At 33.4% G+C, this 14,117-nt stretch carries 13 protein-coding genes and 1 riboswitch; of the genes, 7 read left to right on the forward strand and 6 right to left on the reverse strand.

The annotated features are described in order from the left end of the window. From AC23MC_RS09010 to AC23MC_RS09025, 4 genes are all read right to left on the reverse strand, one after another. Positions 1 to 1,212 (reverse strand): carboxypeptidase-like regulatory domain-containing protein, encoded by a 1,212-nt coding sequence (locus AC23MC_RS09010; RefSeq protein ID WP_487568035.1) that lies wholly within the window; start codon positions 1,210 to 1,212, stop codon positions 1 to 3. A gap of 110 nt (positions 1,213 to 1,322) precedes the next feature. Then, entirely contained in the window at positions 1,323 to 1,856 is a 534-nt protein-coding gene (locus AC23MC_RS09015; RefSeq protein ID WP_487568036.1) for a DUF4252 domain-containing protein, read from the reverse strand. Between the two features lie 4 nt (positions 1,857 to 1,860). Beyond that, complete coding sequence (locus AC23MC_RS09020) at positions 1,861 to 2,322, reverse strand: hypothetical protein (RefSeq protein WP_487568037.1); 462 nt, start codon at positions 2,320 to 2,322, stop codon at positions 1,861 to 1,863. Next, positions 2,309 to 2,818, reverse strand: a complete 510-nt coding sequence (locus tag AC23MC_RS09025; protein ID WP_487568038.1) for an RNA polymerase sigma factor — start codon at positions 2,816 to 2,818, stop codon at positions 2,309 to 2,311. The genes AC23MC_RS09020 and AC23MC_RS09025 overlap by 14 nt, the downstream gene beginning before the upstream one ends. Positions 2,819 to 2,932: 114 nt before the next feature. On the opposite strand from AC23MC_RS09025, the gene AC23MC_RS09030 reads away from it, so the two are divergent. Next, positions 2,933 to 4,390 (forward strand): S41 family peptidase, encoded by a 1,458-nt coding sequence (locus AC23MC_RS09030; RefSeq protein ID WP_487568039.1) that lies wholly within the window; start codon positions 2,933 to 2,935, stop codon positions 4,388 to 4,390. Positions 4,391 to 4,420: 30 nt separating this feature from the next. Here AC23MC_RS09030 and AC23MC_RS09035 read toward each other — a convergent pair whose 3' ends face one another. Continuing rightward, complete coding sequence (locus tag AC23MC_RS09035; RefSeq protein ID WP_487568040.1) at positions 4,421 to 6,349, reverse strand: TonB-dependent receptor plug domain-containing protein; 1,929 nt, start codon at positions 6,347 to 6,349, stop codon at positions 4,421 to 4,423. Positions 6,350 to 6,429: 80 nt separating this feature from the next. Beyond that, a riboswitch (cobalamin riboswitch) is annotated at positions 6,430 to 6,797 on the reverse strand. A gap of 406 nt (positions 6,798 to 7,203) precedes the next feature. On the opposite strand from AC23MC_RS09035, the gene AC23MC_RS09040 reads away from it, so the two are divergent. The 5 genes from AC23MC_RS09040 to AC23MC_RS09060 are packed head-to-tail and all read left to right on the forward strand — an operon-like array spanning position 7,204 to position 10,909. After that, a complete protein-coding gene (locus AC23MC_RS09040; RefSeq protein ID WP_487568041.1) occupies positions 7,204 to 8,334 on the forward strand; it encodes an ABC transporter substrate-binding protein in 1,131 nt (376 codons plus the stop codon). A gap of 41 nt (positions 8,335 to 8,375) precedes the next feature. Beyond that, on the forward strand, positions 8,376 to 8,669 hold the full coding sequence (locus AC23MC_RS09045; protein ID WP_487568042.1) for a type II toxin-antitoxin system HigB family toxin: 294 nt from the start codon (positions 8,376 to 8,378) through the stop codon (positions 8,667 to 8,669). Between the two features lie 2 nt (positions 8,670 to 8,671). Beyond that, positions 8,672 to 9,028 (forward strand): helix-turn-helix domain-containing protein, encoded by a 357-nt coding sequence (locus AC23MC_RS09050; protein WP_487568043.1) that lies wholly within the window; start codon positions 8,672 to 8,674, stop codon positions 9,026 to 9,028. Between the two features lie 49 nt (positions 9,029 to 9,077). Further along, entirely contained in the window at positions 9,078 to 10,091 is a 1,014-nt protein-coding gene (locus AC23MC_RS09055; RefSeq protein WP_487568044.1) for an iron chelate uptake ABC transporter family permease subunit, read from the forward strand. A gap of 47 nt (positions 10,092 to 10,138) precedes the next feature. Beyond that, positions 10,139 to 10,909, forward strand: a complete 771-nt coding sequence (locus AC23MC_RS09060) for an ABC transporter ATP-binding protein (RefSeq protein ID WP_487568045.1) — start codon at positions 10,139 to 10,141, stop codon at positions 10,907 to 10,909. On the opposite strand, the gene AC23MC_RS09065 is transcribed toward AC23MC_RS09060, so the two are convergent. After that, on the reverse strand, positions 10,906 to 12,516 hold the full coding sequence (locus tag AC23MC_RS09065; protein WP_487568046.1) for a class I SAM-dependent methyltransferase: 1,611 nt from the start codon (positions 12,514 to 12,516) through the stop codon (positions 10,906 to 10,908). The two genes, AC23MC_RS09060 and AC23MC_RS09065, sit on opposite strands and share 4 nt — an antisense overlap. Before the next feature lie 110 nt (positions 12,517 to 12,626). Here AC23MC_RS09065 and AC23MC_RS09070 point away from each other — a divergent pair, with 110 nt between their 5' ends. After that, positions 12,627 to 13,994 (forward strand): DNA recombination protein RmuC, encoded by a 1,368-nt coding sequence (locus AC23MC_RS09070; protein WP_487568047.1) that lies wholly within the window; start codon positions 12,627 to 12,629, stop codon positions 13,992 to 13,994. The last annotated feature ends 123 nt before the right edge of the window (positions 13,995 to 14,117 follow it).

Genomic DNA, 14,117 nt, shown 5'->3' on the forward strand with positions numbered 1-14,117 from the left:
TTATTTACTTTTTAAAGTTTGTAAAATTCGCTCTTCATTTTCAGAAAGTGGTAAGGCGTTGTTAGTTTCCCAGAAATTTTCTGTGAAATTCATTCCGTTGGTGTAAAGACTTCTTTCTTTAAAATATTTATCTTTAGAAGGCATAGTAGTTACGTTGTCGTCAAAATTAGTTACAACTAAATCGCTGATGCACATCATTCGATCATTCATTTGCTTACCAAATTTTATATGCAAGTCAATAATCGATTTTCTATAGCCGGGAATGTATTTCCCATTTGTGTATTTATAGGTTTGTTTAATTTGAATATCATGAATCGCAAATTTAAATAACAATGCGTTGATGGTTTCAACATGTTTTTTGTGCTTTTCAGACATTTTAACATCGATATCCAAGACTACTTTTTTGTTTGGGTCGTACGTGATTTTACCCGTTAATAAAGCTTTCTCAACATTTGATTTTGGCTTTATATAAATAACTTCAAGCGTGTTACCGTACTGATCTTTTTTAGAACGAAGTTCAAATTCGTAATTCTCGTTTGCTTTTTCCGATGAAAGTGTTTGAATATATTCATACGTAAAAAATCCATTTGCAGCCTTTTGAATGTCAAAAAATGAATCCATCTCTGATAAATCTGCTTTTCCTTTTTTCTCAATTTCATCAATACCAGCCAATTGAAAAGCACGACTTTGGTTTACAACAAGTTTACTTTCTACTTTTTCTTTCTTTTTGGGTTGAATGTAAAAATCAATTACTCCATATGCGAATTTTGAATATTTGTCATTGATTTTTACAAATTCACGATAGTAGGTTTCCAATTTTATGCTTTTGTCTAACTGATTTTTAGAATTAGAAAGAATTCCAGCCAGAATTTGATTGATGGGTTTGTTGGTCACAATTACTTCTTCCAACGCCATTTCATCTGCCTCTAGGTTAATTGTAATGGGCTCAGTTTTAATTTCCTTAACGGAAAAAATCTGCGTTTTATAACCAATATGACTTACTTCAATGTTTTCAGCATCTTTTGTAACATAAAATTTAAAAACACCATCTTCATTTGAAATGACTCCTTGCGTAGAATTTTGAACAATAATGTTGGCAAACGGAATACTTTCCTGTGTAATTTTATCTAAAATTTTGCCTTCAAAAACAAGAGATTGAGCATTTGACGACAATGCGATTAAAGCCAAAAGAAGCAAGTAAATTTTTTTCATGTGTTGAATTGGTTTTGATTTTTAAAGATGCCAAGGTAAGAATTTCCAACAAAAAAAACTTTGCCAAAATTGGCTTTTGACAAAGTTTTCATAATTTTTATTTGAAAAGATTACTTATTTCCTTTCGAAGCTTTTTTCAAATTATCTCCACCTGGTAGATTCATTTGTTCTGTTAACGCTGAAATTTCGTCTAAATTAAAGTTTCCGGTTAACGAAAATAAAACGGTTTCATTATCTTTTGCGTTTCCTTCAATGAACATAAATAATTCTTTTACAATTGAATCATTTGCTCCTGCACGCATGTAGATTTTTACATTTTTTCCGCCATCTGAAATTCGCATCAGCTCATCCATACCGGCAGTTTTTAAATATTTGTCGGCTGTAGAACGCATTTCTGCTGTTTGTTTTTGATTGGATGTGATGAAAACTTTTAGGTTATCCAACTTTTTAAGCAAATTCACATATTGTTGCGTTTCCTTATCGTTGGCTTTCACTTTGCTCATCATTTCAAACATTTTTTTGTTTACAATGATGGTTTTTACATCTTCGGGACCATCAAATTTGTCAAAGACAGATTGACCAAACATTACTTGAGAAATTAATAATGTTGCAAATACTAATAATGATGTTATAATTCTAGACATTTTTTTATTTTTTAAAGATTAAATTTTTTGAGTTTTCGTATTCGTTAATATAGTTTACACTTTCCATGCCAATATTTACTTTTTCAGACAAAAGAGCCAATGCTTTTTGAGTTTCTTCAAAGGCTTCTTCGGGTGTTTCAAAAGAACCTAATTCTGAATTAGCAACTTGTGGTTGGTGGTTGTTTGGCTGATAGTTTATAAAAGCAATTATACCTACTAAGAATACTACACTTGCGGCAATTGCTATCCTGGTAACGGGAAATCGTTTTTTAGTTTTTAAGGATAACGTTGGCGTAAATTTTTCTTCTTTTTCGGTGGCAAAATAACCAAAAAGCGGTTTGTAGTGCTCCAAATGAGCGGCTACTTGTTCGGTTGAAAAGTACTGTTTCAACTGAATTTCTTCTGCAATGGTGGTTTCTCCTTCGAAGTATTTTTCTAGTAATTGTTCTATTTTAGCTAATTCCATATTGATGGGTTTTAGTCATTTTTTCTCTAATTGTTTTTCGTGCTCGAGATAGATTTACTCGAACTGCCGTTTCATTCATGTCGAGTATTTTGGCAATTTCTTCAAATTCATATTGCTCGATATCACGCATTTGAATGATTAATTTTTGTTGTTCAGGCAATTCATTAATCATTTTTTCTACCCAATTCCAACTATCTTCATCTTCCACTTTTTTATCTAAAGAAGCTTCTTTGGATGTAAAATTGTTATGCACAATTTTCATATTTGATGCTCTTTTCGACTTTAATTGATCCAAACAATAATTTTTGGTCATTGTCATTGCAAATGCTTCTACACTTGCATAATTTTCTAAACCGTTTTTTTTATCCCATAATTTCACCAGAATATCCTGCGTAGCATCCTGAGCTTCTTCATTACTCACCAACAAACGCTTGGCAAGCCTGAAGACTTTATCCTTAAAAGGAGCTATCAGCGTTATAAACTCGTTTTGGTTCATTGGTTAGGTTTAAAACTTGGTTATATAGTCAAGACGAATGACAATCTTTTTTGTTACAAAGAAATTGAAAATAAAACTAAAGTTATTAAATTTACGTTCTTAAAAAGAAAAGCTATGAGATTATTTGTAAAATTATTTTTGTGTTCTGTCTTTACATTGTTGATTTTTCAATCGTGTGAAGATATGGATGATAAACCTGTTCCATCTGAATTAGAAGTTAAAGATTTTATTTGGAAAGGTTTAAATTTATATTATCTCTGGCAAGCTGATCAACCTAATTTAGCCGATGATTTATTTCCGTTGCAACGGGATTTGAATGTTTTTTTAGAAGGATATGAAACACCGGAAGATTTGTTTAATGATTTAAAAGTAGCTCCGTCAGTCGATCGATTTAGTGTCATGTTTAGCGATTATAGAGTGTTAGAAAATGCTTTGCAAGGCGGATTTAAAACGAACGGAATTGAATTTAGCTTGCGATACAAAGATGATACTGATACCGACATTTTTGGTTACGTGCGTTATGTTTTGCCAAATACAAGTGCATCAAATCAAGGTGTTACTCGTGGGATGATATTTTATTCCATTAATAACATTCCATTGTCAGTATCTAACGAATCATTATGGAGAGCTGCATTAGGACAAGATTCCTATTCTCTACAGTTTGCCGATTATGATGGTGGAAATATTACTCCTAACGGAATTTCTTTAAACCTCACCAAAGCTCAATACAACGAAAACCCTGTTTATTTAACCAATGTGATTGAAGTGGAAGATAAACGAATCGGTTATTTAATGTATAACGGATTTTTCTCTAATTATGAAATACAATTAAATCAAGCTTTTGGTCAATTAAAAGCAGCAAATGTTACGCATTTAGTACTTGATTTACGCTATAATTCAGGAGGTTCTGTGGATACAGCTACTCGTTTAGCAAGCATGATAACCGGTCAGTTCAATGGTCAGGTTTTTGCCAGACAAGTTTGGAATCAAAAAGTAATGGATTTTTTTAATCAACAAGATCCTGAACAACTGATTAATCGTTTTACTAATGAAATTGGAAATGGAAACACAATTAATAGTTTAAATTTGAATAAAGTATATGTTCTTACTACTGGTTTAACTGCTTCTGCAAGTGAATTAATTATCAATAGTTTGAAGCCATATATTGATGTTGTTCAAATTGGCACAATCACAGTTGGAAAAAATGACGGATCAATTACATTATATGATTCGCCAACGTTTGGCACAAATAACAGAAATCCAAATCACCGTTATGCCATGCAACCGTTAGTTTTAAAAATTGCTGATAAAAACGGTAATGGAGAATATCAAAATGGTTTAAATCCAACTATCGAACAATTTGAAAATGCTGAAAACCTTGGAATTTTAGGTGATCAAAGCGAACCCTACTTAAACACAGCCATAAATGATATTTTAGCCAATGGACGAGTTGGTAACCGATACATCGAGTCAAAAGATTTACATGTGGAAGACAGCAAATCAATGCGAAAACTAAGCAACGAAATGTATATCGAAAAAGTTCCGGAAGGATTATTTCAATTATTACAATAAAAAAAAGGCTCTTAATTGAGCCTTTTTTCATTAAAATAAAAATGTGAATCCGAGTTGTGCATTTCGACCACGCGTATTATATCCAACGGTTTCTACAAATTCTTCATTCAAAATATTATTCACAGAACCAAAAACGGTTACTCTGTTTTTCAATACATCATATTTTACTAATCCATTTACTAATTGGTAAGAACCTAAAGTGACATCCGTAGTAGCAAAAGTTCCACCATCAAAAAACGCATCTCTTCTTCCGTCAACATATTGATAGTTTATGCTTAATAATGTTCTATCATTAGCTCTATAATCTAAAGCCAAATTTCCTTTGTGCTTCGGAATCAATCGATTCAATTCTTGCGGAATATCCGTAAACGAATAATTTCCATTTAATCTAAATTTAGATGTAATGTTGTAACTCAACGTAGTTTCAACACCACGAACATTATTTTCTCCTTCCACATTTACATAATACGAATCAAACGTTTCCGGATCAAAAAAGAAACCAATGGAATTGGACTCTTCTCTATAAAAACCAACAGCACTAAACGTGATTTTTTTGTTGTATAAAGTGGTTTCAAAACCAACTTCAGCTGTTGCATTTTCTTCTGGTGTCAGTTCTAAATTCCCATAAGGTGAATACAATTGATACAAACTCGGAGTGATGTAAGCTGTACTATACGACGTAATAATTTTTAAAGGATAATTTTTAAAATGATACGACGGATTAACATTATAAACCAATTGATTATCATAAACCGAATGCATATTCATTCGTGCTCCTGCATTAATATTTAACCCAAAGCTAGAGTTGTAAACAGCCGTTACATAAGGATCGATTAAATTTAATTTGGCACTTTCACGATCAATCACATCAAAAGGCGTTTGCGTTTTCATATCGTGAAACTGAAATTGCGTCCCCACAATCAAAAAGAAATTTTTACTAAAGTTGTATTTATTCATCGCATCAACACTCACGCTTCTTGAAGTATAAACATATTGGTCAATCGTTCCCGAAAAAGAACTAAATTCATCATAACTTCTTTCCAATAAAGTAAAACCGGAATTAACAATAAATTCTCCTTTTCTATATTTATATTTCGGATTAAATCCAAATCTAAATTGCTCCGAAAGCGATACATTTTCCGCCACATCCGGACTACTGAAATTATCAAACGGACCATCATAATCCGTTTTCATTCTATCATAATTACTAAAGAAATCCAACTTTAATTTTGAGGTTGTCTGAAAACCAATTTTAGCCAATGCATTCACTCTCGAAAAACGATCTTCTTCAAAATTTTCACCTGCAGCCTGCGAAATCCCTTTGGTTTCGGTACTGTTCAACGAAGCATAATAATCAATTTTGTCAACCGTTCCGTTCAATCCAAAACCTTGATTAAAATCTTGCGGATTCGCTTTAAAACTTTCCGTCGTGTTTTGCGTACCAAAATTCATATACGCATTTCCCGAAATAGCTTTTTTGGCCGATTTTTTCAACGTAATGTTAATCACACCCGAAGCAGCACCGGTTCCGTACAACGTGCTCGCTGCACCTTTCATAATCTCAATACTTTCCACTTGTTCCGCCGGAAGCAATCGTAAATCATACTCAAAATTAATCCCCGAAGCATCCGTCATCGGAATACCGTCAATCACAATCAAAACCTGACGATTTCTCCCGCCACGAATAAAATAACTCAAGTTTTTTCCGTTCGCACTTTGGTTTCCATTCACTTCCAAACCAACAGCTTGACTCAAAATTGTAGCGACTGATTGTCCGGTATTTCGCTCCAAATCTTTCGCTGAAATTTTTTCAATAATTTTACCTGATTTTTCTTTGGACTGCTCAAATTTTGTGTCCGAAATAACGACTTCGCTCAACGAAATCGTGTCTTGTTGTGCAAAAGCACACGTTCCCCATAACGCCAAAATAGCGGTACAGCACCTGAATTTTTGATTCATTTTAATTAAAAAATAATTTTACTAAAAATGGGAGAAAAGTATAGAATTTACCCATACCCAAACCTTTTTTCCCGAAAGTTTGTTACTCGATGTATAAGGCAGGTCTCCTGGCTTGCGTCTTGTTGTTGGCCTTCCCGTTTTGAAGTTAGAATTTAGAGTTTAGAAATTAGAATTTAGAGTTTAGAATTTAGAAATTTTCTAAATTCTGATTTCTAATTTCTACCTTCTAATTTCTGCCTTCTACCTTTTCCACAGTGGCATGAAAGTGAACAACAAGCTAAATAGCTTACAGTTGCGGGTACAGCTCAGGATTTAAACAGCTCAAATTTATAAAGTTACAAACTCCAACTCGGAACTCGAAACCAATAAACTCGAAACCAATTTCACCTGATTCCCTTTTAATGCTTGGCCTAAAAACGGCTTTGCAACCAAAATACTTGGCAAAAGTAAACATTTTTAATTAAACAATTCATAAAATTTTCTAGAAGCTACTCCGGCTTTTCACTGCAAGTTTTTTTTCAAAACAAAAGTTTTGTAAGTCTTAGCAAGAGCTCCCAAGGTCGCTTTGCCAAGCCAACAAAACTAATTTGTTTTTTCAAAAAAAGCTTTTCGTTGCAATCCGGGCTAGAGGATAGTGCAACAATGAAAACTCATTTGTTAATTGTCTTTTTTCTTATTCATTTTAACCCACAACCAAATAAAACCAACTATAAAATGAAGTAGAATAATACCACCAACGATAAACATGAACGTATTTGAATCTCGCATTTTATTTTTTATGTAAAAGTAAAAAGACATTTTTTTTCAGAACATAACATTTGTTACAAACAGTTACCTTTGCAAAAAAGCACTTAATGAAAAACTACATTTTACTTTCCATATTTTCTTTTATTTTGATTTCATGTCAGCAAAAAGAGAAAAAAAACACAGAAACCCATTCTCCCGAAAATTATATTCGCTACGCCAGCGGACTTTCCATTCAAAAATATGCTGATTTTTCAATCGTAACCGTTTCCAATCCTTGGCCAACAGCCGATAAAAATTACACCTATATTTTACACAAACAATCAGCCAAAATTCCCGATAGTTTACATAAATATTCCGCCATTCAAGTTCCATTAAAATCAATTGTAGTCACATCAACCACACACATTCCTGCCTTAGAATTACTAGAAGTTGAAGACAAATTAGTCGGATTTCCAAACACCGATTACATTTCCTCAGAAAAAACCAGAACCTTAATCGAAACCGGAAAAGTCCGTGAAATAGGAACCAACCAAAGTTTAAACACTGAAGTTTTACTAGATATGCAACCCGACTTAATCATCGGATTTGGCGTAGATGGTGAAAAGAAAACCTATGATAATTTGCAACAAAACGGACTAAAAATTCTTTACAACGGCGATTGGACAGAACAACATCCGCTCGGTCGAGCCGAATGGATTCAACTGTTTGGCGTTTTATTCGGCTTGGAAGAAAAGGCAGATCAAGTTTTCAAAACCATCGAAAAAGACTATTTGGAAGCCATTGAATTAGCCAAAAAAGCCACTTCAAAGCCAACAATTTTGAGCGGAGCCATTTACCAAGATCAATGGTATTTGCCACAAGGAAAAAGTTGGGCTGCTCAGTTTCTGGATAATGCAAACGGCAATTATCTTTGGAATGATTCTGAAGGAACCGGTAGTTTATCCTTATCGTTTGAAACCGTTCTTGAAAAAGCCCAAGATGCCGATTTTTGGATTGGTCCCGGACAATTTACGTCCTTCGAAGAACTTGAAAAAGCTAATCCAAACTACAAGCATTTTAAAGCAGTTCAAAACAAAAATGTTTATTCATTCAGTTCCAAAAAAGGTAAAACCGGAGGCGTAATTTATTATGAATTAGCGTCCAATCGTCCTGATTTAGTGCTAAAAGATTTAATCAAAATTCTTCATCCTGAATTATTACCTGAGTATGAATTGTATTTTTTTGAGAAATTGAAGTAAAAAGTTACCAATTTGGGAAATAATCGTTAATTTTGTACGCCATGCGAATTATATCTAGAAAAACATTACGTGAATTTTGGGAAATTCATGCCGATTCAGAACAAGCCTTAAAAACATGGTTTCAGGAGGTAGAAAATGCAAACTGGGAAAATTTGAATGAGTTAAAAAAGGATTATCCAAATGCCAGCATTTTATTAGACAATCGAATAGTCTTCAATATTAAAGGTAATAAATATAGATTGATTGTGAAGTTTAATCTTCATTATCAAATGGCTTGGATTCGATTTGTAGGAACACATGCCGATTATGATAAAATTGACGCAACAAAAATATAACGATGAACATAAAACCAATAAAAACAGAACAGGATTATCAAATGGCTTTACAGCGATTAGAAGAAATTTTTGATGCAAAACCAAATTCAAAAGAAGGAGATGAACTGGAAATTCTATCAATCTTAATAGAAAAATATGAGTCAAAAAATTTCCCAATTGATATGCCGGATCCAATTGAAGCCATTAAATTTAGAATGGATCAACTCGGTATGAAGCAAAAAGATTTGGCTGAAGCTGTTGGTTTCAATAGTCGAGTGAGTGAGATTTTGAATAAAAAAAGAAAATTAACGATTGAAATGGTTAGAAATCTGAGTGAAAAATTGCGAATTCCAACCGAGGTTTTAATTCAAAAATATTGATTTATACAGTTCTTGATTTCTGCACTTAATCCATAAATGTTTTAAAAAATTGCCAACTCAAAAACATAAAATACTTTTCATTTTTTTAAGTTTCGCTTTAATCGGAACATTTCTACTTAACCTCAGTTTAGGTTCAGTTTCCATTCCAACAACCGAAATTTTTAATTCGATTATCGGAAACGAAATCAAAACTTCTTGGGAAATCATTTTATGGAATTTTCGCCTTCCAAAAGCCATCACAGCCATTTTAGTCGGAATGGGCTTATCGATTTCCGGATTGTTAATGCAAACATTATTTAGAAATCCGCTTGCCGGACCATATGTGTTGGGATTGAGTTCCGGTTCGAGTCTCGGTGTTGCCTTTGTCATAATGGGAGCGGGTTTTTTACCTTCTTTTTTAGTTTCCGATTACGGAATTGTTTTGGCTTCATCCATCGGAAGTTTTCTGGTTTTATTAGCCGTTTTAGTGGTTTCGCAAAAATTGCGTGACACAATGGCGATTTTAATTGTAGGTTTAATGTTTGGAAGTTTCACCAGTGCCATTGTAAGTGTGTTGAGTTATTTTAGCACCGCTCAAGAATTACAAAAATTCACCTTTTGGTCGATGGGAAGTTTGGCTAATTTACCTTGGAATTCCATCCTAATTTTAGCCATTTGCTGCGGTTTGGGATTAGTGTTGAGTATTTTCAGCATCAAACCATTGAACGCATTATTATTAGGAGAAAATTATGCCAAAAGTTTAGGTTTGAATTTCAAAAAAACACGTTTAATAATCATTTTTGCCACTAGTATTTTAGCCGGAAGTATCACTGCTTTTGCCGGACCAATCGCCTTTGTGGGATTGGCTGTTCCGCATTTAGCTAAATTACTTTTTCAAACGAGTAATCATTTCATTCTTTTTTGGAGTACTTTATTAATCGGAGCCATTTTGATGTTAGTTTGCGATAGTATCGCCCAACTTCCCGGTAGCGATTATACATTACCAATTAATGCCATAACTTCTATGGTTGGAGCACCTGTGGTGGTCTGGCTATTAGTTAGAAAACGAAAAATAATGATTTAATAAAACCCAGCAACTCAGTATCTCAGCAACTCACCAACTCAAAAAAAATGATTCTCCAAACCAAAAATCTCTCCATCGGCTACACTTCCAAAGCAACTACCAAAACGTTAGCTTCAGACGTTGCAATTAGTTTGGAGCCAGGAAAATTAATCGGTTTAGTAGGAGCAAACGGAATTGGAAAATCAACGTTGTTGCGAACGTTAACCGGCATTCAAAAACCACTTTCAGGAACCGTTTTATTAAACGAAAAATCAATCGAATCGTTTGAACCTTTAGCTTTAGCCCAACAAATCAGTGTTGTGTTAACCGAAAAATTACCACCAAGCAATTTAACGGTTTACGAATTAATTGCGTTGGGAAGACAACCTTATACCAATTGGCTCGGAAAATTAACTGATGATGATAAAAGTAAAATTGAAAAAGCAATCGATTTGACAGAAATCAATCATCTAATTCATCAAAAGCATTTCGAAATCAGTGATGGTCAATTACAAAAGGTTTTAATAGCCAGAGCATTAGCACAAGACACACCTTTGATTGTTTTGGATGAACCTGCAACGCATTTGGATTTACTTCACAAAGTTTCACTCTTTAAACTTCTGAAAAAATTAACCGCTGAAACACAAAAATGTATTTTATTTTCCACCCACGATATTGATTTAGCAATTCAATTGAGTGATCAAATGATTGTGATGACCAATCAAAACGTGGTGCAAGATGATCCGTGTAATTTAATTTCAAAAGGTGTTTTTTCTTCTCTTTTCCAAAATGAACACATTCAATTTGATGTTTTAAAAGGAAAATTTGTAATCATTTAGTTCTTTCCTTTCAACAAATTAATACTCACCGTTGCATAATCCGTGTTTGGAAATTTATGAAATAATTTTTCATCAGGTTGTAATCCGGCTTCGGCAGCAATTTTATGTAAAACATCAATTTCAACAATGTACTGATCTGAAAATCCGTGCGTAGCATCATAAGCTGTAGCAGCTGTTTTGCCTAAATTTTGTGCTGTAAGTTCAGGAGAAATAGTATGTAATTCAATTAAAAGTAAACCGTATTTAGCCACATAAGGAGACCATTTTTTCAAATGTTCCAATAAATTATCTTCTACATCATTATTGGTAATTCGTTCACCTCTAAATGCAAAAGCTCCGGTAGATTTACTCAATCGATTTGGTGTTTTAGTTTTCGGATTTTCCCATATTCGGTTGTGGTCTAAAAACGTTCTAACATTCAATAAATCATTTAATTGAATACCGTAATTTTCGTTTAAATCATTCGCTAATACATCGGGCTGACCAATATCTCCCCAAATCACTTTTGCCCAAATATCGGCATTAATCAAATTGGCTCGTGTGACTTTCAACGCCGCTTGATTATAATCGGCTCCGACCAAAAATAGGGGATAATCATCCAACATTCTTCCACGTAACGTTTGCCTGTCGATGACTTCAAAAATATGCTGAATAAAGGCTCCATTTCCGCATCCCATATCCAAAATTCCTTTTGGTTGTTCTTCAATCGGGCGGTTAAAAAGTTCAATGATAATTTCATCAATTACCTTAAAATAAGTAGCGTGAGCACCGCCACTTCCCCAAACGTTCATTTCGCGGTCCACGTGCAATTCGTCTTCGCCTAAACCTACATTTCGCAAGATATTTGGATTGCCAAAAATCAATTCATCTACTTTTCGAAACATTGGTAAATAGGAAACCGTAACGCCATAAGCCGCTACTTTCTTTGCAAAAAATAATCCGTTTTCTGTGAATTGATAGAATCCGTTTTTTTCGGTGAACCATCCTAAATGAACAAAAAAGTTAAGAATTTGCGTAAAATGTTCCGGTTGTTTGTGAAATTCTTCGGGTTTAAAACTCGTTTCCATAAAATACTTATGAAACATGCCATTCATTCCCAATCGTACTAAGGTTGAACCCACCAAATTCCCTTCAATATGTCGTAAAACTTGTTTTTGAATGGAAAGTGTTGTTTCATCATCCGAAAAAGTGATTCCAAAATTGTTTTTATATTTTTCAAACAACGGTTTTAAACGTAAAAAAGGTTCTTCCTGAAAAACCCGATTATGAAAATTTCCGGCAAATTTGGATAATTCCACTACATCTTTATACAACGGAAATAAATCAAAAGCAATTTTACTTTTATCATTAATTGAATAAGTCACTTCATTGGTATGATTATCCACATTAAATTCAATAAAACCTTGTGAAGCCAAAACCCGCATCGCCACATTGAGATACCCTTCGTTGGATTTGAATTTAATTACCAACTCTTTTAATGAAACTGATTTTTCGGATAGTAAAAAATCTAACACGCCTTTTTCCCATAATACATAAGCCACGGGAGCGGTTACTAATCCGTCTAAATGTTGAAAAAGCTGACTTCGGAGTAAAGATTTGTCTTGCATAGTGAACCTATTTTCGTTAAAGATAAAAATTTTTTCATTTAAATTGAAAGAGTTCTTTGGATATGCATTTTTCTTTTGCGTATTTTTACTTTTCAAAAAATCATCGCCAAATGTCAGACGTTATTCTTTTTACCATTGTATTTATTCTTGCTTTAGTCATCGGAATTTATATTGGAAAACTCCTTTTTACAGCTCAATCCAAATCAGAAAAATCAAGTTTGGAAGAACGAGTGAATGGTCTTTTGGCTCAAATTAATCAATTAAAAATTTCTTTTTTAGAGGAAAAAAATCAATTTGAAAAAAATTTAGAATTAGAAAGAAAAGATAAAGAAGAAATTCGTCGAGAAAAAGATTCCTTATCGATGCAATTGACTAAAAAAGAAGCCGATTTTGAAAATCTTTGGCAACGCAATAAAGAACAAAAGCAAGAAGTGGAAGAATTGCAGGAAAAATTCACCAAAGAATTTGAAAATTTAGCTAATAAAATTCTCGAAGAAAAAACAGTAAAATTTACAGAACAAAACAAAGAGAATCTAAAAAATATTTTGTCGCCATTACAGGAAAAAATTCAGCATTTTGAAAAGAAAGTCGAAGATACGCACAAAGAAAGCATCGATTATCACGCCGCTCTTCGTCAGCAAATTGTTGGTTTGAAAGAAATGAATGAGCAAATGAGTAAAGAAACGCTTAATTTGACCAAAGCACTAAAAGGAGACAGTAAAATGCAAGGAAATTGGGGCGAATTAATATTGGAACGCGTTCTCGAAAAATCCGGTTTAGAAAAAGGTCGTGAGTACCACGTGCAACAAAGTTTTCAGACAGAAGAAGGTAGCCGTGTTTTTCCGGATGTAGTGATTAGTTTGCCTGATGGAAAGAAAATGATTGTTGATTCAAAAGTTTCGTTGACAGCTTATGAACGTTATGCAAATGAAGAAGACGACATGCAAAAAGCAGTGTTTCTAAAAGAACATATCAATTCCATCAAACGCCATGTGGAACAATTGAGTGATAAAAATTACCACGATTTATATCAAATGGAAAGTCCTGATTTTGTGTTGCTTTTTATACCGATTGAATCCGCTTTTGCAATTGCTTTAAATGATGATAATTCATTGTATAACAAAGCGTTTGAGCGAAATATCATCATCGTTACACCAACGACTTTATTAGCCACATTGCGTACCATCGACAGTATGTGGACCAATCAAAAGCAACAAGAAAATGCACTTGAAATTGCTCGTCAAGCCGGAGCTTTATATGATAAATTTGAAGGTTTTGTTTCCGATTTAATCAAAATTGGTAAAAAAATGGACGAGGCCAAAATTGAATATGGAAATGCGATGGGCAAATTGGTAGAAGGCAAAGGAAATCTTGTGGGTAGTGTTGAACGTTTACGAAAAATGGGAGCTAAGGCTAAAAAAGCATTACCTGAAGCCATTTTAAAAAGAGCAGGAGAAGAAGAAGGCGGAGAATTGTAAGAACCGAGTAGTCAGGTTTATATGTCTATTTTGCGATAAAGTCTCTTCAAATAGGCTTTTTTTCTTAATTTTAAAAATTTAAATTGATATAACTTTATTGATTTTCCTTTTTTCCTTGTATAT

It is taken from the genome of Flavobacterium sp. T50_26 (genome assembly GCF_057652995.1).